This window comes from Roseomonas sp. FDAARGOS_362 (assembly GCF_002754815.1).
GTDB classification, from domain to species: Bacteria; Pseudomonadota; Alphaproteobacteria; order Acetobacterales; family Acetobacteraceae; genus Roseomonas; species Roseomonas mucosa.
Map to the genome: position 1 here is coordinate 2,085,384 of NZ_CP024588.1, position 22,448 is coordinate 2,107,831.

A 22,448-nucleotide genomic window follows, 5' to 3' on the forward strand; every position below is an offset into this window, starting at 1 on the left:
CTCAGCCGCCCATCAGGGCCCGGACGGCCAGATAGAGCACGGATGGCGCCACGAGGCAGCCCAGGCCGGTGTGGAAATTGGCGGTCAGCGCGCCATAGGGCACCAGCCGCGGATCGGTGGCGGCGAGGCCGACCCCGCCGACATTGGCCTTCACGCCGGGCGCGAAGCCCAGCAGGTCCCTCAGATGAACGCCGGCCGGGGTGCAGACCGCGGGCAGGGCGACGCCGAAGATGGTCACGGGCAGCCCCCCGGCATGGCGGGGCGTTGGGCAAAGGGAAGCGGCATGGGCCGGAATCCTTCCTGGATGTTCCCGAGATCACGGGCCAGTCTGCCGCCGGCCTGGGTTTAAGTATGCAAAACACCGGTCGACAAGCAACAAAGTATGCAACAACGTGGCAACAAACTTGCGCTGTACACGAAATAGCGGATGCGCCACTCTGGCATCCACATGAGGTGAAGGCCGCCCTGCCCGGGGCCGCCGGGTTCCGAGAAGCGGGGAGGGAAGCCATGGCCCAATGGCGCCAGGAACAGGAAGCGCGGGAGGCTCGCATCGCCGCGGGGGCGCCCCTGGCGCAGGGCAAGGTGGTGCCCGCGGCCAGGGCGGGCGCGCTGCTGGAGGCGGTGCTGCGCCCCGGCGACCGCGTCTGCCTGGAGGGCGACAACCAGAAGCAGGCGGACCTGCTGGCCCGCGCCCTGGCCGGGCTCGACCCGGACAAGGTGCATGACCTGCACATGGTGCAGTCGGGCGTGGTGCTGCCCGAGCATCTGGACATCTTCGAGACCGGCATCGCCCGGCGGCTGGACTTCGCCTATTCCGGCCCGCAATCGGCCCGCATCGCGCGGATGCTCTATGGCGGGCAGATCGCACTGGGTGCGGTGCACACCTATCTGGAACTCTTCGCCCGCTACTTCATCGACCTGACGCCGCATGTGGCGCTGATCGCGGCGGTGAGCGCGGATCGCGAGGGCAATCTCTACACGGGGCCGAACACCGAGGACACGCCGACCGTGGTGGAGGCCACGGCCTTCAAGAACGGCGTGGTGGTGGCGCAGGTGAACGAGGTGGTGGACAAGGTGCCCCGCGTGGACATCCCCGGCGACCGCGTGCACTTCGTGGTGGAGGCGGGCAGGCCCTTCTATGTCGAGCCGCTCTTCACCCGCGACCCGGCCGCCATCACCGAGACGCAGATCCTCACCGCCATGCTGGCGCTCAAGGGGATCTATGCCGAGTACGGCGTGCGCCGGCTGAACCACGGCATCGGCTTCAACACCGCCGCCATCGAATTGCTGCTGCCGACCTATGGCGAGCGCCTCGGCCTCAAGGGCAAGGTCGCCACCCACTGGGCGCTGAACCCGCATCCCACACTGATTCCGGCCATCGAGAGCGGCTGGGTGGAGCAGGTGCACTGCTTCGGCTCCGAGGTCGGGATGGACCGCTACATCGCGGCGCGGCCCGACATCTTCTTCACCGGCGCCGACGGCTCGCTGCGCTCCAACCGCGCCTTCTGCCAGACCGCCGGCCTCTATGCCTGCGACATGTTCATCGGCTCCACGCTGCAGATCGACCTGGAGGGGCATTCCTCCACCGTCACCCAGTCGCGCATCGCGGGCTTCGGCGGCGCGCCGAACATGGGCTCCGACGCGCGTGGGCGGCGCCATCCCAGCGAGCCCTGGCTGCGCGCGGGGCGGGAGGCCGATCCGGACGGCGCCGCCGCGCTGCGGCGCGGGCGCAAGCTGGTGGTGCAGATCGGCGAGACCTTCGGCGACAAGAACGCGCCGCTCTTCGTGGAGCAGCTCGACGCGCTGCTGCTGGCGGACAGGCTGAAGCTCGATCTGGCGCCGGTCATGGTCTATGCCGACGACGTCACGCATATCGTCACCGAGGAAGGCATCGCCAACCTGCTGCTCTGCCGCGACCGGGATGAGCGCGAGCAGGCGATCCGGGGCGTGGCGGGCTATACCCCGCTTGGGCGCGGGCGCGATGCGGGGATGGTGGAGCGGCTGCGCGAACGAGGCGTGATCCGGCGGCCGGAGGATCTGGGCATCGACCCGCTGGATGCCGATCGCGGCCTGCTGGCGGCGCGTTCGATCAAGGATCTCGCGCACTGGTCGGGCGGGCTCTACCAGCCGCCCGCGCGTTTCCGGAACTGGTGAGGAGACGATCCCATGGAGAACCTGACCTTCCGCCACCGGGCCGCGAAGCCGGCCGGCGGCACGCGGAAGACGGCGATCGCCGGCGTGGTCGCCTCCGGCAACCTCGAAGTGCTGGCGGAACGCGTGCTGCCGGGCACGGAATGCGTGGTGGAGATCGCCACCGCCGCGCATGGCTTCGGCACGGTCTGGGAGGCGGTGGTGGCGGATTTCGTCGCGCGCCGCTCGCCCGGCGGCCTGCGCCTTTCGGTGAACGACGGGGGCGCGCGGCCGGACACGGTGGCACTGCGGCTCGCCCAGGCGCAGCGGCTGATCGAGGAGGACGCGCCGTGAGCCTCGATCTCCGCAAGGCGAGCTGGTACGAGGCCAGCGCCCGCCAGCGCCTCCAGGGGCTGCTGGACCCTGGCAGCCTCACCGAGTTCCTCGGCCCCGAGACGCGCGAGCTGAGCCCGCATCTGCCGCTCTTCGACCTGCCGCGCCAGTTCGACGACGGCATGGTGGCGGGCGCCGGGCGGATCGACGGGCAGCCCGTGCTGGTGGCGGCGCAGGAAGGCCGCTTCATGGGCGGAGCCTTTGGCGAGGTGCATGGCGCCAAGCTGACCGGGCTGCTGCGCGCGGCGCGCGAGATGGGGGCGGCGGGCCGCGTGCTGATCCTCTTCGACACGGGCGGCGTGCGGTTGCAGGAGGCCAATGCCGGCGAGCTCGCCATCGCCGAGATCATGCGCGCGCTGCTGGAGGCCCGCGCCGCCGGGGCGCGCGTCGTCGGGCTGATCGGCGGTCGGAACGGCTGCTATGGCGGCGGCGGGCTGATCGCCGGCTGCTGCTCCCGCCTCGTCGTCTCGGAACAGGGGCGCATCAGCGTTTCCGGCCCGGAAGTGATCGAGACCAACAAGGGTGTCGAGGAGTTCGACTCCCGCGACCGGCCGCTGATCTGGCGGACCATGGGCGGCAAGCACCGCCGCCTGCTGGGCGGGGCGGACGGGTACTGCGCCGACACGATGGGGGCCTTCCGCGAGGCCGCACTGCGGGCGCTGCATGAGGCGGGCGGCTTCGGCCTCGCCGCGATGCGGGCCGAGCAGAAGCGGCTGGAAGCGCGGCTGCAGCGCTTCGGCAACAGCACCGATGCGCGGGAGATCTGGCGCGCCCTGGGGGCCGAGGCACCGGACACCGTGCCCGAGCTGGACGACAAGGCTTTCGCGGAGCTCGCCACCCGTATCGCGGAGAGCGCCGATGACGCCCGCTGACATGCTCGCTTCCCTCTTCCCGGCAGGCCATGCGGTCCGCATCGGAGAGGACGGGCTGATCGCCGGCAGCGGCACCCTGCCGGATGGGCCACCGGGGGGACAGGAGGCCGTGGTGATCGGCGTGGCGCGCCGCGCGGCCCTGGGCGTGGAGGGGGCGCTGGCGCTGTCCGGCCATGTACTCGCGGCGCTGGAGAAGGACGGCCAGGGCCCGGTGCTGGTGCTGGTGGACAGCGACAGCCAGCGCATGAGCCGGCGCGACGAGCTGCTCGGGCTGAACGAGTTCCTGGCGCATCTGGCCAAGTGCCTCGTCCTGGCCGACCTGCGCGGGCGGCCGACGGTCGGCCTGCTCTACGGCCATACGGCGGCGGGCGCCTTTATCGCCACGGCGCTGGCAACGCGCGTGCTGGTGGCGCTGCCAGGCGCGGAACCGGCGGTGATGGACCTGCCCTCCATGGCGCGGGTGACCAAGCTCCCGCTGGAGGTGTTGCAGGAGAAGGCGAAATCCACCCCGGTCTTCGCGCCCGGACTGGACAACCTCGCCCGGACCGGCGCGGTGCTGGAAACCTGGGACCCGGCGGCCCCACTGGCGGAACAGTTCCGGGCCCTGCTCGCGCGCGGCCTACCGGAACGCGACACGCGCGCCGCGCTGGGGCAGGAACGCGGCGGAAGGCCCAAGGCGGCGGAAATCGCGGCACGGGTGCAGGAGCTGGCCCTGCGCCATGGCTGAGGCGGCCCATGGCTGAGACCCCACCGCGCCACGCCCTGCTGCGGGTCTCGCCCGAAGGCTGGGCCGCCATGCTGGAGACACGGCCGGAATGGCGCGGGGAGCCCCTGCTGGCCGGCTGGGCGCGGCGCGGCTGGCCGCTGGTGGCGCGGCGGCGCGGGGAATGCGAGGCCGCTGGCGGGATCGCGGCCGGGCTGCCCCTGCCGCCTTCCGCCGGCAAGCGGCGCCTCGCCGTGCTGCTGCCCGGGGACGCGGTGACGGAGATCCGCCCGCCCCTGCCCCTGGCCGAGGCCCTGCCCTCTGCGCCCCCGGGCTGGCGGCCGGTGCTGGAGGCGCTGCTCGCCCTGGGCGCGGCGCACCGCGTCACGCCGCGCGTCTTCGGCAGCCTGGCCTGGGCGGCGCTGACCGGGCTGGACTATCTCGGCCCCGCCTCCGACCTCGACCTGCTCTGGCCGGTGCTGCCGCCGCCCCGCATGGCGGCGCTGCTCGCCGCCCTGGGAGGGGTCGAGGCCCGGGCACCGATGCGGCTGGATGGCGAGGTCCTGCTGCCCGATGGCAGCGGCGCGAACTGGCGCGAGATCCAGGCCGGTGCGGCGGAGATCCTGGTGAAGCGCGCCGGGGGCGTGGCGCTGCTTCCGCGCGCGGATTTCCTCGGCACGGCGGGGGCCGCATGAGCTTCCTCCGCCCCCTGCCCCAGGCGCTCCGGGCCGAGGCCGCGCGGATCGGCGGCCTTGCCGCGCGCTGCCTGGTGCTGGAGGTGGAGACATGGCCCAAGCCGGGCCTGGTCAGCCATGTGGACAATGGCAGCCATACGGACATGGATGCGGGCAGCTTCCGGCGCAGCGCGGCGGCGATCGAGCCCTTCCTGGCCCGCCTCGCCCTTGCCGGCATCGAGGGGGCCTCCATGCCCCGGCTCCGCGCCATCGGGCTGGAGGCGGAGGGGGCCATGCTCCGCGCCACGGGCGGGGTGAACACGCATCGCGGCGCGATCTTCGGCCTGGGCCTGCTCTGCGCCGCGGCCGGGGCCCGGCTGAAGGGCGCCCAGGGCACATTGGGCGATGTGGTGGAGCGCCTCTGGGGCGGGGAGATCCTCGGCACGCCCTCCGCCCCCGACAGCCATGGCGGGTGCGCCGCGCGGCGCCATGGCGCGGGTGGGGCGCGGCAGGAGGCGGCGGCGGGCTTCCCTACCCTCTACCACACCGGCCTGCCGGCGCTGCGGCAGGGGGCGCGGCTGGCCCCGGGGGATGACGAGGCGGCGCGTGTCCAGTCCTGCTTCGCCCTGATCGCCACGCTGGGCGACACCAACCTGCTGCACCGGGGCGGGGCGGAGGGCCTGGCCTTCGCGCAGTGGGCCGCCCGCGGCTTCCTGGAAGGCGGCGGGGTGGGCCGGCCGGGCTGGCGCGCGGCGGCGGCCGGGATCGGCGCGGATTTCGTGGCCCGGCGCCTCAGCCCCGGCGGTTCGGCCGACCTGCTGGCCATGAGCCTTTTCCTGCGGGCGATGGAGGCCGCATGACCCTCGCCCTGCTCTGCCCCGGCCAGGGGACGCAGCACGCCGGGATGTTCGCCCTGACCGCAGCGGCGCCGGAGGCCGCGCCACTCTTCGCCGCCGCCACGGCGCTTCTGGACGAGGACCCGCGCCGCCTCGTCCGGCGCGCGGATGCCGCCACCCTGCACGGGAACCGGATGGCGCAGGTCCTTTGCGGCACGCAGCAGCTCGCCGCCTTCCTGGCGCTGCGCGGGGCGCTGGGGGGGCGGCTGGTCGTGGCCGGCTACAGCCTCGGCGAGGTGTCCGCCTGGGGCTGCGCCGGGCTGCTGCCGCCGGAACGGGTGCTGCCGCTGATCGCGCGCCGGGCCGGGGCCATGGACGCGGCCGGCGGCCCCGGGGAAGGGCTGGCCTATATCCGTGGCCTGGAGAGGGACCGGGTCGAGGCCCTCTGCGCCCGGCACGGCGCGGCGCTGGCCATCGTCAATCCGGGGCTGCTGCATGTGGTCGGAGGCCCGGCTGCGGCGCTGGCCATGCTGTGCGAGGCGGCCCGCGCGGCCGGTGCCCTGCGGGCCGAACCCCTGCCCGTCCATGTCGCGTCCCACACACACTTCCTGGCCGGTGCCGTCGGCCCCTTCCGCGACGCCATCGAGGAGGCCCGGCCCGCGAAGCGCCCGGCCCCCGGATGCCGGCTGCTGAGCGGCATCGACGCGGCCCCGGTGCTCGACGGAGCCCAGGGGGCGGAGAAGCTGGCGGCACAACTGGCGCGGACCATCGAATGGACGGCCTGCCTGCAGGCCTGCGCCGAGGCCGGGGCCAGCGCCTTCCTGGAGCTCGGCCCCGGCCGCGCCCTGGCGGCCATGGCGGCGGAGGCCTGTCCCGGCATCCCGGCCCGCAGCCTGGAGGATTTCCGCAGCCTGGACGGGGTGCGTCACTGGCTGGCGGGTCATGCCGCCTGACGGGCGGGCGGCGCCCGCCGGGGCTCAGGCCACGTAGCGGAAGCGCTGGTGCATCCGCCGCGCCCGCGGATCGGGGCGCGGAATGGCGGAAAGCAGGGCCTGGGTATAGGCATGGGCCGGATGGTCGCAGACCTGCCGCGCGGGGCCCGTCTCCACCACCTTGCCGCGATACATCACCGCCACCCGGTCGCACATGTAGCGGATCACGCCGAGGTCGTGGCTGATGAAGACATAGGACAGGCCCAGCCGGTCCTGCAGTCCCATCAGCAGGTCCAGCATCTGCGCCCGCAGCGACACGTCGAGCGCCGAGGTCGCCTCGTCCGCCACGATGATGCGCGGGTTCAGCGCGATGGCGCGCGCGATGCCGATGCGCTGCCGCTGCCCGCCGGAGAAGGCATGGGGATAGCGCTCCCGCCAGTCCGGGTTCAGCCCGACCTGCTTCAGCAGTTCGGCCACGCGCGCATCGAGTTCCCGGCCCTTGGCGATCCGGTTCACCAGGAGCGGCTCGCCCACGATCTGCGCCACGGTCATGCGCGGGTTCAGCGAGGAAACGGGGTCCTGGAAGACCATGCGGATCTCCCGCCGCGCGGCGGCCAGCACCTCCTTGTCCGCCGTGGCGAGATCGACGATCCCGCCATCGGCGCGGCGGTAGCGGATGGCGCCGGCGGTCGGCTGGTACATCCGCAGCAGGCAGCGGCCCATCGTGGTCTTGCCGGAACCGGATTCCCCCACGATGCCCAGCGTCTCGCCGGGGCGGAGCTGGAGCGAGACGTCGTCCACCGCCAGGACCGGGTTCCTGGCATTGCCGAAGATCATGGTGAGGTTGCGCACGTCCAGCACCGGCGGCACCTCGGCCGCGATGGGCTTGCGGTGCTGGCGGATCTCCGCCTCGTGCTCCAGCTTCAGGACGGAGCCGATCAGCATCTTCGTGTAGGCATTCTGCGGCGCGTGGAAGACCTGGTCCACGGGGCCGCCCTCCACGACCTTGCCGTGGTACATCACCAGCACCTCGTCGGCGATCTCGGCCACCACGCCCATGTCATGGGTGATGAACATCACCGCCATGCCGTGCTGCGCCTGGAGGCGCTTGATGAGGTCGAGGATCTCCGCCTGGGTGGTGACGTCGAGCGCGGTGGTCGGCTCGTCCGCGATCAGCAGCGACGGGTTGCAGGCCAGCGACATGGCGATCATCACGCGCTGCCGCATCCCGCCCGAGAACTCGAAGGTGTAGCGGTCGATCGCCTGCTCGGGGCGGGGGATCTCCACCTGCCCCAGCAGCTCGATGCAGCGCGCCCGCGCCTGGGCCTTGCTCATGCCCAGGTGCAGGCGCAGCACCTCGGTGATCTGGTCGCCCACCGTATGCACCGGGGAGAGCGAGGACATGGGCTCCTGGAAGATCATCGCGATCTCCCGCCCCCGCACCGCGCGGATCTGCCGGCTGCGCGGATGCAGCTTCGCGAGGTCCACCGAACTGCCATCCGGCCGGTGCAGCACCATGGCGCCGCCGACAATCCGCCCCGGCGCGTCCACGATCTGCAGGATGGAGCGCGCGGTGACGCTCTTGCCCGAGCCGCTTTCCCCCACCACGCAGAGCGTGCGCCCGCGCCGCAGGGTGAAGGAGACGCCGTCCACCGCCTTCACCACCCCCGCCCGGGTCGGGAAATGCGTGACGAGGTCGCGCACCTCCAGCACGGTGTCGGAGGGTGCCGGCATCGGGGCCGCCGGCCGGGCCTCCAGGATCGTGGCGCTCATTTGTTGTACGGGTCCGCGGCGTCGCGCAGACCGTCTCCCAGGAAGTTGAGGGCGATCACCGACAGCACCACGGCGACGCCGGGGGCGAAGAGCCATGGTGCCGTGGCGATGGAACGGATGTTCTGGGCCTCCCGCAGCAGCACGCCCCAGGAGATGGTTGGCGGCTGCAATCCCAGGCCCAGGAAGGAGAGCGAGGTCTCCGCCAGGATCATCGCCGGGATGGCCAGCGTCACCGAGGCGATGATGTGGCTGGCGAAAGAGGGCAGCATGTGGCGGAAGATGACCCGCTTCTCCGAGGCGCCGTCCAGCCGCGCCGCCGCCACGAAGTCCTCCGTCCGCAGGCTGAGGAAGCGGCCGCGCACCACGCGGGCGAGCTGCGCCCAGCCGGTGAGCGAGAGGATCAGCGTGATCATGAAATAGTTCAGCGTCGCCGGCCAGTCATGCGGCAGGGCGGCCGAGGCAGCGAGCCAGATGGGAATGGAGGGCAGCGAGAGCACGAATTCCACCGCGCGCTGCACGGCGGAATCCACCCAGCCGCCGTAATAGCCGGAGACGCCGCCCAGGATGATGCCCAGCGTCAGCGACAGGAAGACGCCGACAAGCCCCACCGAGAGCGAGATCTGCGCCCCCTGCATGATGCGGGAATAGACGCAGCGCCCCAGCCGGTCCGCGCCCAGTGGCAGCACCACCTGCCCCGGCTCGCCCGGGGCCAGGAGGTGGACGCGGGTGGGGAAGAGGCCGAGGAGGTTGTGCTCGTAGCCCTGGCCGAAGAGGCGCAGGCGCACCACCCGGCTCTCGTCCGGCACGTAGCGCATCTCCAGCGTCTCGGGGTCGCGTTTCAGGATCGAGGGATGGACGAAGGGGCCGAAGCTGCCATCCGGCGCGACGAAATGGATCATCTGCGGCGGATGGTAGGCGGCGCGGGTGTTCTGCTGCTCCGGATCGTTGATCGCGAAGAAGCCGGGCACCAGGGCGACGACGTAGAAGATGACCGTGACCACCAGCCCGATCATGGCGAGGCGGTGGCGGCGGAAGGCCCACCAGACCAGCTGCCATTGCGAGGCGACGGCGAGGCTGCGGCGGTCGATGGTCCCGAGGACGGCGTCGGACATGGGATCGCTACTCCAGCCGGATGCGCGGATCGGCGATGGCGAGGAGGATGTCGCTGATCAGCGAGCCCATCAGGGTCAGCACGCAGATCAGCAGCACGAAGGCGCCGGCCAGGTACATGTCCTGGCTCATCAGCGACTGCAGCAGCATCGGCCCCGCCGTCGGCAGGTTCAGCACGATGGCCACGATGATGGAGCCGGAGACGAGGTTCGGCAGCAGCCAGGCGATGGTGGAGATGAAGGGGTTCAGCGCCACCCGCATCGGGTATTTCACCAGCAGGTGGAATTCCGAGAGCCCCTTGGCCCGGGCGGTGGTGACATAGGGCCGGTGCAGCTCGTCCAGCATGTTCGCCCGCATCACGCGCACCAGGCTCGCCGTGCCGGAGACGGCCAGGATCACCACGGGAATCCAGAGATGCGAGAGCAGGTCCAGCAGCTTCGCCATGCTCCAGGGCGCGGCGACGTACTCGTCGGAGAAGAGGCCGCCGACCTCCTGCCCCCATTCCACCGCGGCGAAGTACATCAGCACGATGGCCAGCAGGAAGGAGGGGATGGCCAGCCCGACGAAGGAGAGGAAGGTCAGCACGTAGTCGCCGACCGAGTACTTCCTCACCGCCGAGAAGACGCCGAGCGGCAGGGCGATGGCCCAGGTCAGGATCAACGTGGCCAGCGTCAGCACCAGGGTCAGCGCCATGCGCTCCCAGATCAGCCCGCTCACCGGCTGCTGCCATTCGAAGCTCAGGCCGAAATCCCCGCGCAGGAGGATGTTGCCCATCCACTTCACGTACTGGACCAGCATCGGCTGGTCGAGGCCGAAGCGTTCCCGCAACTCGGCGGCGGTGTTCTGGTCCACCGTTTCGTTGGAGGCGGCGAGCGTGGCGATATAGGTCGTCACGTAGTCGCCGGGTGGAAGCTGGATCAGCACGAAGGCCAGGAAGGAGACCACCAGCAGGGCGGGCACCATCCAGGCCAGGCGCTTGAGGATGAATTTCAGCATGGTCCCGCCAGAAAGGTTCAGGGCGCCTTGCCCTGCCCCACGAAGGGGGCAGGGCCGCGCCGGGGCTACGACGAGAAGAAGAACTGCTGCGGCAGGGCCGGGCCCGGATTGGGCCAGGACCAGGAACTGGGATAGCGCGGCGGCACGTTCTGCAGGTTGTTCCGCACCACGCCGAAGGAGTTGCAGTAGAGGCAGATGCCGATCGGCTCGAAGGCCTCGGCGGCGATGTCGAAGACCTGCTTCATGATCTCGCCGCGCTTGGCCAGGTCCGCCGTGCCGCGCGCCTGGTCGAAGAGCTGCATCCGCTTCTTCTGGTGCTCGGGCGGCTCCTGCCCTTCCTTGCCGCCGGACACGTACCACTGCGCCCAGGGCAGGCCGTAGCGCGTGCCCTGCGGATGCTGCGCGAAATAGTCGCGTGGGTCGATCATGGGGTCCAGCCCGCCCGGCCCTGCCCAGGTGGCCGCGTCGTGGTCGTTGTTGTCGCCGCGCGTGTAGTAGAGGGCGCGCTCGATGGTGTTGACCTTGATGTCCACGCCGATCGCGGCCCAGTGGCGCTTTACCAGCTCCAGCGCATCCACCTGGTCCGGCGCCAGGGTCGGGATGACATCGACGGCGAAGAAGACCTTCTGCCCGTCGGGTCGCAGGCGGAAGCCCTGCCCGTCCTTCTTGTTGTAGCCGAGCTCGTCCAGCATGGCATTGGCCCTGGCCGGGTCGTACTGGGTAAACTGGCGGCCCAGCGTCTCGTGATACCAGGGATGCCCCGGGCGCGGTCCCATCTGCCAGGGCTCGGACTGGCCGAGATAGACCAGCTCGATGATCTCCGCCCGGTTGATGCCGTGGGACAGCGCTTGGCGGAAGCCCTTGTTGCCGAACATGGCCCGCATCTGCGGGTCCTTGTGCGTCAGGTTCAGGTAGATCTGCATCTGTTGCGAGGAGGCGCCGATCAGCTCCACCAGGTGGTAGCCACCCTTCTGCATGTTGCGCGACAGGGTCGGCTTGTTCTGCAGGCTGTCGATATGCCGGTCCTGGATGTCGAGCTTGCCGGAAACGGCGTCGATCATCAGGGATTCGACATCCTGCGAGATGCCGAGATTCAGGCGGTCGATATAGGGAAGCTGGTTGCCCGCCGTGTCGACCTGCCAGAAGTACGGGTTGCGCTCCAGCACCACGCGCGTCGCGCCACCGGCATAGGGCTCGCGGATCATCCAGGGATCGAGCACCGGCTTCTCGGGATTGCCCCAGCGCGAGGGGATCTCGACGTCGCCGCACTTCGCGCGGAACAGCGCGGCCCAGTCGGACATGCCGGCCGCCTTCGCGGCCTCCGCGACGCCCGTGCCGTACTTGGGGTGGAACTGGCTGCAGTAGTGCTTCGGGAACAGCGTCGGGTACTGGCCGAGCGGCGTGGCCAGCGCCTCCATGAACATGGCGTAGGGCGCAGCGAAGCGGAAGCGTACCGTGTTGTCGTCCACCTTCTCCGCCGTGCCGGGCTTGTTGGCGATGACGATGGCCGAGGGCGGCGAGCGGTACAGCTCGGTGTTCTTGGCGCAGTCCTCGATGGCGAAGACGACGTCATCCGCGGTGAAGGGATGCCCGTCCGACCAGCGCATGCCGGGGCGCAGGTGGAAGGTGAATTCCGTCGCGTCGGCGTTGATCTCCCAGCGTTCGGCGACGCTCGGCAGCACCTCGGTATAGGCGAGGTTCCAGCGCACCAGCCCCTGGTTGCCGACGATCTTCAGGATGCCGTTGTGGTCGGAGGAGCCGCGCAGCCCGCGCCGCAACGTGCCGCCATAGCGGCCGGCCTTCTCGACCTGCACCACCAGCGGGCTTTTCGGCAGGCGCTCGGCCAGCGGCGGCAGTTTCCTGTCCGCCGCCAGCCTGGCCAGGTCCGGCGCTTCCTTTGCGGCTGCTCCCTGGGCGGAGGCGGCGCCCGGCAGGGCCATGGCCACCGTGGCGCCGACGGCGCCCTGCAACAGGCGGCGGCGTTCCAGGCGACAGGATCCAGGCACCGCCCGGGGGCGGCTTTCCTTGTTCTCGGACATCTCTTCCTCCAGGCCGCCGGGCTGTTCCCCGGTCGGTTCGCGCTTCGCGCTCTTGTTTCCGCACTTTGGCGGTCTTTACTTGCGGACCTTTGGAGACCGGGGCCGTTCCGGTTCAATCGGAATTCATGAAAGGGTAATAATCACCATCGATCAAAGTCAATCAACTTCGCGATCCAGGCGGCCCATCGCCTGCAGAAGTCCGGTGATGTAGCCATAGCAGAAGGCGAAGGCCGTATCCCGGGGATCGCGTCCGCTGATGGTCGGCACGTGATCGGGCATGATCATGTGCTCATAGCCGGTCTCGCCATAGGTCCTCAGCGACTCCCACATGTCCATGTCGCCATCCTCCGGGAAGGTCTCCATGAAGGAGAGCCTGCCGCCGTGGATGTTGCGGAAATGCACGTTGAAGATCTTCTTCCGTTCGCCGAACCAGCGGATGACGTCGCCGACCTCGCGCCGCGGGTCGTCCAGCATCTCGCCGACCGTGCCCTGGCAGAAGTTGAGGCCATGGTAAGGGCTCTCGCGCATCTGCACGAAGCGCTTCAGCCCTTCCACCGTGCCCAGCACGCGTGTCACGCCGCGATAGCCCGGCGGCGTGTAGGGATCGTGCGGATGGCAGGCGAGGCGGACGCGGCTGCTTTCCGCCACCGGCACGACGCGTTCAAGGAAATAGTCGACGCGCGCCCAGTTCTCGTCCTCCGGCAGGATGCCCGCCAGGGTGGGCGGCGCGTCATGGTCGGCCTTCTCCCAGCGGAAGGCCTCGCTCATCGCGCCGCCCCGGCTGGGTTCCATCGCGGTGCGCGGGATGCCGATGATGTTGAGGTTGTACTTCGCGGCGGGGATGCCGGCCTCGGCCAGCCGTTCGATCAGACGGCAGATGCCGTCGATCTGCCGGTCACGGTCCGGCCCGGCGGACAGGATGTCAGGGCTGTGCTGCTGCTCGATCGGGCGCGAGGAGAGCGGCAGCTGCACCATGTCGAGCGACAGGCCGAAGCCTCCGAGCCTGTCGCGGAAGCGCAGCAGCGTGTCGAGCGTCCAGTCATGCGGGTTGCCGGGCGGATCGGCGCAGACGTGGCGGATGCCGAGTTGCGCCATCACCCGGTAGTCTTCGTCGTCGCGGGCGGGGACCTGGGTGCCAAGATGCACGGTCAGGCCCTGCCCCGTTCGAGGAGCATGGCGGCGCCCGCAGCCGCATTCGTCACCCGAGGACATGACATTCGCGCCAAGGCCCGCTCTCCCTGCCCAGACATCCGCGAGGGGTGCCATGGCTCTTATATTTGTCATATGAATAGAGTGGAAATGGCCGGCTCCACAAGCGGATTTCCAGGCTCCGTATGGGGTTTACGGATGCCGGTGCCTCCGGGTGCCGGTCACCGTCCCGATCGCTCGCCTGAGCGAGCGGAATGGTATGATCAATCCTGCCAGCTTCCGGACCTTGCCCGCCGCCTCAGGGGAAGGCGGTGGAGCCGTCGGGGCGGCGCGGCACCTTGCGCTCCCAGTGGATGTAGCCGTCCTGGCGCAGGTACTCCTCGTCGATCTCCACACCCCAGCCTGGCCGGTCCGGACGGAGTTCGAGATAACCGTCCCGTGGCAGGTAGGGATCGCGCACATAGCAGCCCGCCCCCTCCCCCATCGGCGGCAAGCGGTATTCCAGGATGCGGAAGTTCGGCTGCGACGCGCAGAAATGCAGGTTCACCGCCGTGGCGAGCGGCCCCATCGGGTTGTGCGGCGCGATGGTGACGTAGTGCGCTTCCGCGATGGCGGCGATCCTGCGCATCTCCAGCAAGCCACCCACGGCGCAGACATCCGGCTGGACGATGTCGCAGCCCTGTACCTGGAGAAGGCGCAGGAACTCGAAGCGGCTATAGAGGGATTCCCCCGTCGCCAGGGTGCAATCCAGGCCGCGCCGCAACGCGCCCCAGGCCTCGAAGTTCTCCGGCCGGATCGGCTCCTCGAAGAAGAGCGGGTCATAGGGTGCCAGCGCATTGCCCAGCTGCATCGCCTGGCGCGGCTCGAAGATCTTGCCGTGTGCGTCGAAGGCGATCTCGAAGCCGGATGGCAGCGTTTCCCGCAGTTGCCGGAAGTATTCCGCACTGCTCCGGACCACCTCGCCCCAGCGATGCGCGTGCAGGTCGATGCGGTAGGGGCTGAGCTTGAAGGCGGTGAAGCCCCAGGCCGCGTGCAGCGCCTCCATCTCCGCCCGCGCCTGCGGCGGGTCAGGCGCAGTATAGACGCCCGCATAGACCCGCACGCGGTCGCGCGCATGGCCGCCCAGCAGCATGTACACGGGCACGTCCAGCGCCTTGGCTGAGATGTCCCACAGGCAGTGGTCGATGGCCGAGATGGCGGCGAGGCCCAGCGCGCCCGGCGGGAAGCGGGATTGCTGCATCAGGAACTGGATCAGGTATTCGATGCGCCGTGGGTCCTGCCCCGCCAGGAAGGTGGCGAGGTAGTCCAGCAGCGGCGGAAGGGCCCTGTCCGGGCCGTGGTTGTAGCATTCGCCCCAGCCGGTGATCCCCGCATCCGTGTCGATGGCCAGCAGCACGCGCGGGCGGTCCCTGTCGCGTGTCATGAAGGCGCGCAGCCGTTCGATCCGCACCCGTTCCCTCCCCTTGCCCGGCCGGCCTTCCCGCGCGGCGGAGTATCCCGCCCCGCGGCGTCCGGCTTCTTCCGGGGGAGGAAACAATGGCGCGTGGCAGACCGCAATGGGCCTGGAGGCCAGGTCCGCCGGGGCGCCGCCGCGGCCCGGGACCGCTCCGCTGGCTTCCCGCTGCTCCGGGCGCCTGAAGCCGGAAGGGGGAGGGCCCATGATCCTGCCGTATGAAATTCAGGTGCGGGCCAGAACTAACGAATCATATTCGGTCGTGAAAATGATACCCCTTCGATCGTACCGCCAAAGCCGGAACCAGCCACCTCATGTCGCTCGCCGCCCGCCTCGATATGCCGTCCGCCGCGCCGATCCCCTTCGATGCCTTCGCCGCCTCGGTCCAGGCACAGGGCCCGCTCCGCGCCGCCATCACCCGGCATGAGCGCGCGGCGGAGCCCGGCTGCATCGCCCGCCTCCTGCCGGACGCCACGCTTCCCGCCCCGCTCGCCGCACGGGCGGCCGCCACCGCCACGCGGCTGGTGGAGGCGCTGCGCCGCAAGGGCACGCGCGGTGCGGTCGAAGGGCTGGTGCAGGAGTTCTCGCTGTCGTCGCAGGAAGGCGTGGCGTTGATGTGCCTGGCGGAAGCGCTGCTGCGCATTCCCGACACCGCCACGCGGGACGCGCTGATCCGCGACAAGATCGGCGGCGGGGACTGGCGCTCGCATCTGGGGCACTCGCCCTCGCTTTTCGTGAACGCCGCCACCTGGGGGCTGGTGGTCACCGGCCGCCTCGCCACCACCAGCAGCGAGACGGGGCTGTCGCACGCGCTGACACGGCTGATCGCACGGGGCGGGGAGCCGGTGATCCGCAAGGGCGTCGATCTGGCGATGCGGATGATGGGCGAGCAGTTCGTCACCGGCCAGACCATCGCCGAGGCCCTGGTGCGGGCCCGGAAGATGGAGGCGAAGGGCTTCCGCTATTCCTACGACATGCTGGGCGAGGCCGCGACCACCGCCGCCGATGCGGAGCGCTACCACCGCGACTACGAGACGGCGATCCATGCGATCGGGCAGGCGGCGGCGGGGCGCGGGATCTATGAGGGGCCGGGCATCTCCATCAAGCTCTCGGCGCTGCATCCGCGCTATGCGCGGGCGCAGCGCGACAGGGTGATGGCGGAGCTGCTGCCGCGCGTGGCCCTGCTGGCCGGGCTGGCGAAGCGCTACGACATCGGGCTGAACATCGATGCCGAGGAGGCCGACCGGCTCGACCTCTCGCTGGACATCCTGGAGGCCCTCTGCCTCGACCCCGCGCTGGCCGGATGGGACGGCCTCGGCTTCGTGGTGCAGGCCTACCAGAAGCGCGCGCCCTTCGTGCTGGACTTCGTGATCGACCTCGCGCGGCGTTCCGGCCACCGGCTGATGGTCCGGCTGGTGAAGGGCGCCTACTGGGACAGCGAGATCAAGCGCGCGCAGATCGACGGGCTGGAGGACTTCCCCGTCTTCACGCGCAAGCGGCACACGGATGTCTCCTACCTCGCCTGCGCGCGGAAGCTGCTGGAGGCGCGCGACGCCGTCTTCCCGCAATTCGCCACGCACAATGCCCAGACCCTGGCCAGCATCCACGCCCTGGCCGGCGAGGGTTTCCGCATCGGCGACCATGAGTTCCAGTGCCTGCACGGCATGGGGGAGCCGCTCTACGAGGAGGTGGTCGGGCCGGGAAAGCTGGACCGCCCCTGCCGCATCTACGCGCCGGTCGGCACGCATGAGACGCTGCTCGCCTATCTCGTGCGCCGCCTGCTGGAGAACGGCGCCAATTCCTCCTTCGTGAACCGCATCCAGGATCCCGCCGTGACGGTGGAGGCGCTGGCCGCCGATCCCGCCGCGCAGGTGGCGGCGGAACAGCCGCCGGGCGCGCCCAACCCGCATATCGCGCTTCCGTGTGGCCTCTTCGGCGCGGAACGGGCGAACTCCCTCGGACTGAACCTGAGCAACGAGGCCGAGCTGGCCCGGCTGGCCACGGCGCTGCGGGACAGCGCGGCGCAGGACTGGCGCGCCGCGCCGCTCCTGGCCGGCATGAAAGGCCAGGGCCTGCCACGCCCGGTGCTGAATCCGGCCAACCACCGCGACCGGGTCGGCATGGTGGTGGAAGCCTCGGCGGAGGCGGTCGGGAGCGCGTTGCACATCGCCGCGGAGGCCGCCGCGGCCTGGGCCGCGGAGCCCCCCGAGGCGCGCGCCGCCTGCCTGTCCCGCGCCGCCGATCTGCTGGAGCAGCGGATGCCGCTCCTGCTCGGCCTGCTGGTCCGGGAGGCCGGGAAGTCCTTCGCCAATGCCGTGGCGGAGGTGCGGGAGGCGGTGGACTTCCTGCGCTACTACGGCGCGCAGGTGCGGCGGGACTTCCGCAACGGCACGCATCGTCCGCTCGGGCCGGTGCTCTGCATCAGCCCCTGGAACTTCCCGCTCGCCATCTTCACCGGGCAGGTCGCGGCGGCGCTCGCCGCGGGCAATCCGGTGATCGCCAAGCCGGCGGAGGAAACGCCGCTGATCGCCGCGCAATCCGTGGCCATCCTGCACGAGGCCGGAGTTCCCGCCGGGGTGCTGCAACTCCTGCCCGGCGACGGCCAGGTGGGCGCGGCGCTGGTCGCGGATGCGCGTATCCACGGCGTGATGTTCACCGGCTCCACCGAGGTGGCGAGGCGCATCCAGGCGGAGCTGGCGAAGCGCCTGAACCCCGGCGGCGCGCCGGTGCCGCTGATCGCCGAGACCGGCGGGCAGAACGCGCTGGTGGTGGATTCCTCTGCCCTGGCCGAGCAGGTGGTGGGCGATGTGCTGGTCTCCGCCTTCGACAGCGCGGGGCAGCGCTGCTCCGCGCTGCGCGTGCTCTGCCTGCAGGAGGATGTGGCGGACCGCGTCCTCGCCATGCTGCGCGGTGCCCTGGCGGAGCTCTCGACCGGCAATCCGGAGCGGCTTTCCACCGATATCGGGCCGGTGATCACCGGCGAGGCCCGGGACGGAATCCTGGCGCATATCGAGGCGATGCGAGCGGCCGGGTATCCGGTGCACCAGTCCGCGCTGCCGGAGGAATGCCGCCATGGCACCTTCGTGCCGCCGACCATCATCGAGATCGACAGCCTGGAGGCGCTGACGCGGGAGGTCTTCGGCCCCGTGCTGCATGTGCTGCGCTTCCGCCGCGACGGGATCGAGGCGCTGATGCGGGCGGTGAACGCCACCGGCTATGGCCTGACCTTCGGCGTGCATTCGCGCATCGACGAAACCATCCAGCACGTCACCGCCCTGGCCCGGGCGGGCAACGTCTATGTCAACCGCAACCTGGTCGGCGCCGTGGTCGGCGTACAGCCCTTCGGCGGGCACGGGCTGTCCGGCACGGGCCCCAAGGCGGGCGGGCCGCTCTACCTCCGCCGCCTGCTGGCCGCGCGCCCCGCATCGACAGGCCTGCCGGCGGGCACCGCGCCCGCCCCCTCCGCGCCCCCTCCGCGCCTGGGCGGCCTGGCTGGCCGGGCGCGGCGAGGCCGGCGCGGCGGCGGAAGCCGAGGCCCTCGCCGCCATCACGCCCGCCGGCCTTGCGCTTGAGCTCCCCGGCCCGGTGGGCGAGCGCAACGCCTATGCCACCGAACCGCGCGGCAGCGTGCTGTGCCACGCCGCCGATGCCGCAACGCTCCACCGCGCCGTCTCGGCGGCGCTGGCCGCCGGCAACCGCGCCCTGATCGCCGCCGGTGGCACGCGGCTGGGGGCGCCCCTGCCGCCCGCCCTGGCCGCCTGGGTGCGTGAGGCCGGCCCCGCCGCCCTGCCGGAGGTGCAGGCCGTGCTGTTCGGTGGCACGGAGGAGGCGCTGAAGGCCCTGGCGCAGCAACTCGCCTCGCTCGACGGCCCCATCGTCCCGGTCCATGTCGCCGATGCGCAAACCGGCTTTCCGGCGGAGTTCCTGCTGCTGGAACGTTCGGTGAGCACCAACACCGCCGCGGCGGGCGGCAACGCGAAGCTGATGATGCTCGGCTGAACGGCATCCCGGGCTTTCGCTGGTTCTGGTGGATGCCGTCAGGCTGCCGGTTGATCCCCGGAAGCAGGTGGAGACGCGGGGCGCCCGGAAAGAGGAAAGACACGCTGTCCGCGCTGGCGGCACCGGCAGTCCGCCGGAGAGCATGGCTCTCCGGTGCGATCCGGTCATAGGGAGAGCAAACTCATCGGGTCCAGGGCGCGCAGCGTCCTGGCGGAGTGGGGGTTTGGGGGCGAGGCAGCGCCTTGCCCCCAAGGCGGAGCGCGCAGGATTCGGCCCCCCGGCCCGTATCAGCCGCGCTCCAGGCGTGCCATGGCGCGGATGCGGTCCGCCATGCGGCAGGCCAGGGCCTGGATGGTCAGAGAGGGGTTCACACCGCCGCTGGTGGGGAAAAGCGAGCTGTCGCAGATCCACAGGTTGCGGATGTCCCAGCACCGGCCGTCGGCATCGGTCACGCTGCGCTCCGGGTCCGTTCCCATGCGGCAGGTGCCCATGAGATGGGCCGTGTCGCCCGGCTCGGTGAAGATGTCGCGGCCCCCGGCGGCCTCCAGGTGACGCCGCATGAAATCCGCCGCGTGCCGGTGCAGCCGCCGGTCCTCCTCGCCGAAGGAATGCGTCACGCGCGCCACCGGCAGGCCGAAGCGGTCCTTCTCCTCCGCCAGGGTGACGCGGTTGCGCGGTTGCGGCAGGCTTTCGCCCACGATCTTCAGCCCGGCCTGGTGGTTGTAGTCGGTCATGCGCAGGCGCAGTTCCTCGCCCCAGAGGCCCAGGCTGCTGGTCACCGTGTTGACCCAGGAGACCGGCAACGGCCCCTGGCTCATGTAGGAATAGCCGCCCGGGAAGTCCTTGCCTTCGTCGGTGTAGTTCCAATGCTCCGTGACGGAGAGGGAGGGCGGCCCCTTGTACCAGCGGATCTCGTCCTCCATCCGCCCGAAGACGCCGAGATTGCCGTGCACCATCAGGTTGCGCCCGACGAGGCCGGAGCGGTTGGCCAGGCCGTCGGGAAAGCGGGCATTGGCCGAGTTCAGCAGCAGGCGCGGCGTCTCGATGGCATAACCCGCCACCACGACGTTGCGCGCCTTCTGGAAGCGCCAGGCCCCGTCCCGGTGGTAGTGCAGGCCGGTGGCGCGGTCGTCCGGCCCCACCTCGATCCGCCCCGCCATGGCAAGGTCGCGGATCTCCGCCCCCGCCGCCAGCGCGCGGGGCAGCCAGGTGACCAGCACGCTCTGCTTGGCATTGGTGGAGCAGCCGGACACGCAGAAGCCGCGATAGACGCAGGGATGCGCCAGCCCGCGCGGTGCCGAGACGGTGGCGAGCGGCGTCGGCGCCCAGGCGATGCCCAGCTTCTCCGCCCCGCGCGCCAGCACATTGGCGGCGGCGTTCATCGGATGGGCGCGATAGGGCGAGCGGCGGCGGTGCGGCCCCCAGGGATAGCGCACCGGGCCGGAGATCTTCAGCGAATCCTCGACCTCGTCGTAGTAGCGCCACATCTCGCGCCAATCGACCGGCCAGTCCTCGCCATAGCCGAGCTTCGAGCGGGCCTTGAACCATTCGGGGCGGAAGCGCAGCGACACCATGGCGAAGTGCACCGTGCTGCCGCCCACCGCCTGTCCGCTGTTGTTGGCGCCGAGCTCCAGCGGGTCGTCGCCGTCGCAGATCCGCTCGTCAAGCCAGTAGAGCTTGCCCTGGGAACGTTCATCCGAGGCGAATTCCTCCAGCGGGCGCCAGTAGGGGCCGACATCGAAGGCGACCACGGAAAATCCGGCCTCGGCCAGCCGGCAGGCCAGCGTGCCGCCGCCCGCCCCGGTGCCGACGATGGCGAAGTCCACCGTGTCGCTGTCGGCGTATTGCCGCATCGGCACCCAGGCGCCGGGGCGCATCACATCCGGCGCACGGTGGTCGCGGGCGCGGGTCTCGGTGGCGGCGTCAGCGGTCATGGCGATGCTCCACCGCTTCCCAGGGGTCGCGGCGGTTCTCGTCCATGCGGACATAGCCGCGCGGCGAGGCCGGGCCGCCGAAGCCGATCTCGCTCCAGGCGGTGGGATGGGCGTAGTAGGCGCTGCCGATATCGTGCAGCACGCGGCTCCTGAAGAAGCTCTTCGGCGGCAGCCCCTCCCATTCCGGCGCCCCGGCCTCGCCGCGCTGCACCGCGCCCAGCAGTGCGTCCTGGCGCCCCGGCGGCAGGTCCGGGAAGGACGCGCCATAGACGAGCCGTGCCTCCGCATCCAGGGCGCGCAGCCCCTGCCGCCAGCAGTCGCCGATCGGCGGCATGCCCTCGATGCGGTAGCCGTCGCCATGTCCGGACCGCATCTGCGCGTCGATCATTTCCGGCAGCGGGACGGGCCGGTCGCGCAGCGAAGGCTGCGGCAGGATGCGGGCGCAGAGCGCGACCAGGACCTGCCACTCCACGGCATCGAAGAAGCCGGGCGCGGGCGGGGACAGGCGTTCCTCCACCACCGTGCGCGTCTGCGCGTTCCAGGACGGGGTGCCGCGCTTCGCCAGCACGTCATAGCCGGGATAGGCATAGCGCTGCCGGGGCTCAGCCACGATCCGGCCCTCCCATCAGCGCCAGCGCGGCCAGGGCAGCCAGGCCGAGGCCGGTGAAGGAAGGCGGCGCCGGGATCGGCGGCCCGTCCAACAGGTTCTGGCTCCAGTTGCGCCAGCCGCCCATGTGGCGCGACACGCCGCGGATATGGAAGCCCGCCCCGGCCAGGCCCAGCATCACCGCCAGCCAGGAGGCGCCCCGCGCCCGCTGGCGGGCGTGCGGTGCGTCCGGCCTTGCCGCCGCCCGGCCCAGCAGCCCCGCCACGGCGGGCGGCAGCAGCACCGGCAGGTACATGGCGCGGTTCTGGAAGTTCCCCCGGAAATGCAGCAGCGCCGCCTCCGCCGTGGTGCCGAGCAGCCCGGCGGCCACCAGCGCGGCGATGCCCTGGCCCAGTTCGCGGTCGCCGAGCGGTTCCCGCCGTTCCAGGCCGAGGCTTTCCAGCCGGTCCAGCGGCTGTTCCCGCACCTGTTCCGCCGCCAGCCCCACCGCGCCGGACAGCAGCATGGCGGCCGGGGCGCCCAGCGGCGCGCCGTAGAACAGGTTCTCGAAGCTCAGTCGGCCAGGGCGCTTGAGGACATTGTAGACATGGAAGCCTGTCCCGATCAGGCCGGTCAGCGCCGCCAGCCCATGCACCGCGTTGCGCAGCCGGTGCGGCAGGGGCCTCTGGTCCGCCAGCCCGTGCAGGGCGGACAGGAGCGAGACGCTGGCGGTCAGCAGCGGCGTGACCATGGCCTTGTTCCGGAAGGAGCCGCGGTAGTGCTCGATACCGCTGTCGCCCAGCACGGCCAAGGCCAGGACGGCGGCCCCGCCATGCAGGTGCCGGGCGGCGTGCAAGCGCCTTTCGTGC

19 protein-coding genes are annotated in these 22,448 nt (G+C 71.1%); 9 read left to right on the forward strand and 10 right to left on the reverse strand.

Going from position 1 to position 22,448, the window contains the following annotated elements:
- Position 1: 1 nt before the first annotated feature.
- Positions 2-238 (reverse strand): malonate transporter subunit MadL, encoded by a 237-nt coding sequence (locus tag CTJ15_RS23970; RefSeq protein WP_058390249.1) that lies wholly within the window; start codon positions 236-238, stop codon positions 2-4.
- Between the two features lie 269 nt (positions 239-507).
- Between CTJ15_RS23970 and mdcA the strand changes: the two genes are divergently transcribed.
- From mdcA to CTJ15_RS14460, 7 genes are read left to right on the forward strand one after another with little or no spacing between them, the layout of a single operon-like run.
- Positions 508-2,154, forward strand: a complete 1,647-nt coding sequence (gene mdcA / locus CTJ15_RS14430) for a malonate decarboxylase subunit alpha (protein ID WP_019461864.1) — start codon at positions 508-510, stop codon at positions 2,152-2,154.
- A 12-nt stretch (positions 2,155-2,166) separates the two neighbouring features.
- Positions 2,167-2,484: a malonate decarboxylase acyl carrier protein gene (gene mdcC, locus CTJ15_RS14435; protein WP_019461865.1), complete on the forward strand. Its 318-nt coding sequence runs from the start codon at positions 2,167-2,169 to the stop codon at positions 2,482-2,484.
- Positions 2,481-3,395: a biotin-independent malonate decarboxylase subunit beta gene (locus CTJ15_RS14440; protein WP_099781644.1), complete on the forward strand. Its 915-nt coding sequence runs from the start codon at positions 2,481-2,483 to the stop codon at positions 3,393-3,395. Before mdcC ends, CTJ15_RS14440 begins: the two co-directional genes overlap by 4 nt.
- On the forward strand, positions 3,382-4,122 hold the full coding sequence (mdcE, locus tag CTJ15_RS14445; protein ID WP_099781645.1) for a biotin-independent malonate decarboxylase subunit gamma: 741 nt from the start codon (positions 3,382-3,384) through the stop codon (positions 4,120-4,122). The genes CTJ15_RS14440 and mdcE overlap by 14 nt, the downstream gene beginning before the upstream one ends.
- Before the next feature lie 8 nt (positions 4,123-4,130).
- Positions 4,131-4,793 (forward strand): malonate decarboxylase holo-[acyl-carrier-protein] synthase, encoded by a 663-nt coding sequence (mdcG, locus tag CTJ15_RS14450; RefSeq protein ID WP_099781646.1) that lies wholly within the window; start codon positions 4,131-4,133, stop codon positions 4,791-4,793.
- On the forward strand, positions 4,790-5,632 hold the full coding sequence (gene mdcB, locus CTJ15_RS14455; protein ID WP_019461869.1) for a triphosphoribosyl-dephospho-CoA synthase MdcB: 843 nt from the start codon (positions 4,790-4,792) through the stop codon (positions 5,630-5,632). The genes mdcG and mdcB overlap by 4 nt, the downstream gene beginning before the upstream one ends.
- Positions 5,629-6,561, forward strand: a complete 933-nt coding sequence (locus CTJ15_RS14460; protein ID WP_099781647.1) for an acyltransferase domain-containing protein — start codon at positions 5,629-5,631, stop codon at positions 6,559-6,561. Before mdcB ends, CTJ15_RS14460 begins: the two co-directional genes overlap by 4 nt.
- Positions 6,562-6,585: 24 nt before the next feature.
- Here CTJ15_RS14460 and CTJ15_RS14465 read toward each other — a convergent pair whose 3' ends face one another.
- The 6 genes from CTJ15_RS14465 to CTJ15_RS14490 form a co-directional block, all read right to left on the reverse strand.
- Complete coding sequence (locus tag CTJ15_RS14465; RefSeq protein ID WP_216348631.1) at positions 6,586-8,313, reverse strand: ABC transporter ATP-binding protein; 1,728 nt, start codon at positions 8,311-8,313, stop codon at positions 6,586-6,588.
- The gene (locus CTJ15_RS14470) at positions 8,310-9,425 is read right to left on the reverse strand and encodes an ABC transporter permease (RefSeq protein WP_019461872.1); all 1,116 of its coding nucleotides are present in this window, start codon (positions 9,423-9,425) and stop codon (positions 8,310-8,312) included. Before CTJ15_RS14470 ends, CTJ15_RS14465 begins: the two co-directional genes overlap by 4 nt.
- A 7-nt stretch (positions 9,426-9,432) precedes the next feature.
- Positions 9,433-10,419 (reverse strand): ABC transporter permease, encoded by a 987-nt coding sequence (locus CTJ15_RS14475; RefSeq protein ID WP_019461873.1) that lies wholly within the window; start codon positions 10,417-10,419, stop codon positions 9,433-9,435.
- A 65-nt stretch (positions 10,420-10,484) separates the two neighbouring features.
- On the reverse strand, positions 10,485-12,458 hold the full coding sequence (locus CTJ15_RS14480; protein ID WP_075822335.1) for an ABC transporter substrate-binding protein: 1,974 nt from the start codon (positions 12,456-12,458) through the stop codon (positions 10,485-10,487).
- A 156-nt stretch (positions 12,459-12,614) separates the two neighbouring features.
- Positions 12,615-13,670 carry a mannonate dehydratase gene (locus CTJ15_RS14485; protein ID WP_216348630.1) on the reverse strand — a complete coding sequence of 352 codons (1,056 nt, stop codon included), beginning with the start codon at positions 13,668-13,670 and terminating at the stop codon, positions 12,615-12,617.
- A 235-nt stretch (positions 13,671-13,905) separates the two neighbouring features.
- The gene (locus tag CTJ15_RS14490) at positions 13,906-15,057 is read right to left on the reverse strand and encodes a mandelate racemase/muconate lactonizing enzyme family protein (RefSeq protein ID WP_058390259.1); all 1,152 of its coding nucleotides are present in this window, start codon (positions 15,055-15,057) and stop codon (positions 13,906-13,908) included.
- Between the two features lie 317 nt (positions 15,058-15,374).
- Here CTJ15_RS14490 and putA point away from each other — a divergent pair, with 317 nt between their 5' ends.
- Both putA and CTJ15_RS25335 read left to right on the forward strand, forming a co-directional pair.
- The gene (putA, locus tag CTJ15_RS14495; RefSeq protein ID WP_369923470.1) at positions 15,375-18,632 is read left to right on the forward strand and encodes a trifunctional transcriptional regulator/proline dehydrogenase/L-glutamate gamma-semialdehyde dehydrogenase; all 3,258 of its coding nucleotides are present in this window, start codon (positions 15,375-15,377) and stop codon (positions 18,630-18,632) included.
- A gap of 13 nt (positions 18,633-18,645) precedes the next feature.
- On the forward strand, positions 18,646-19,059 hold the full coding sequence (locus tag CTJ15_RS25335; protein ID WP_369923473.1) for a hypothetical protein: 414 nt from the start codon (positions 18,646-18,648) through the stop codon (positions 19,057-19,059).
- Positions 19,060-19,346: 287 nt separating this feature from the next.
- Here the strand turns inward: CTJ15_RS25335 and CTJ15_RS14500 are convergent, their stop codons facing one another.
- The 3 genes from CTJ15_RS14500 to CTJ15_RS14510 are packed head-to-tail and all read right to left on the reverse strand — an operon-like array spanning position 19,347 to position 22,435.
- Positions 19,347-20,993, reverse strand: coding sequence for a GMC family oxidoreductase (locus CTJ15_RS14500; protein ID WP_075823604.1), 1,647 nt, complete (start codon positions 20,991-20,993; stop codon positions 19,347-19,349).
- A complete protein-coding gene (locus CTJ15_RS14505) occupies positions 20,983-21,603 on the reverse strand; it encodes a gluconate 2-dehydrogenase subunit 3 family protein (RefSeq protein WP_076970217.1) in 621 nt (206 codons plus the stop codon). Before CTJ15_RS14505 ends, CTJ15_RS14500 begins: the two co-directional genes overlap by 11 nt.
- Positions 21,596-22,435: a hypothetical protein gene (locus CTJ15_RS14510; RefSeq protein ID WP_076970218.1), complete on the reverse strand. Its 840-nt coding sequence runs from the start codon at positions 22,433-22,435 to the stop codon at positions 21,596-21,598. Before CTJ15_RS14510 ends, CTJ15_RS14505 begins: the two co-directional genes overlap by 8 nt.
- Positions 22,436-22,448: the final 13 nt, after the last annotated feature.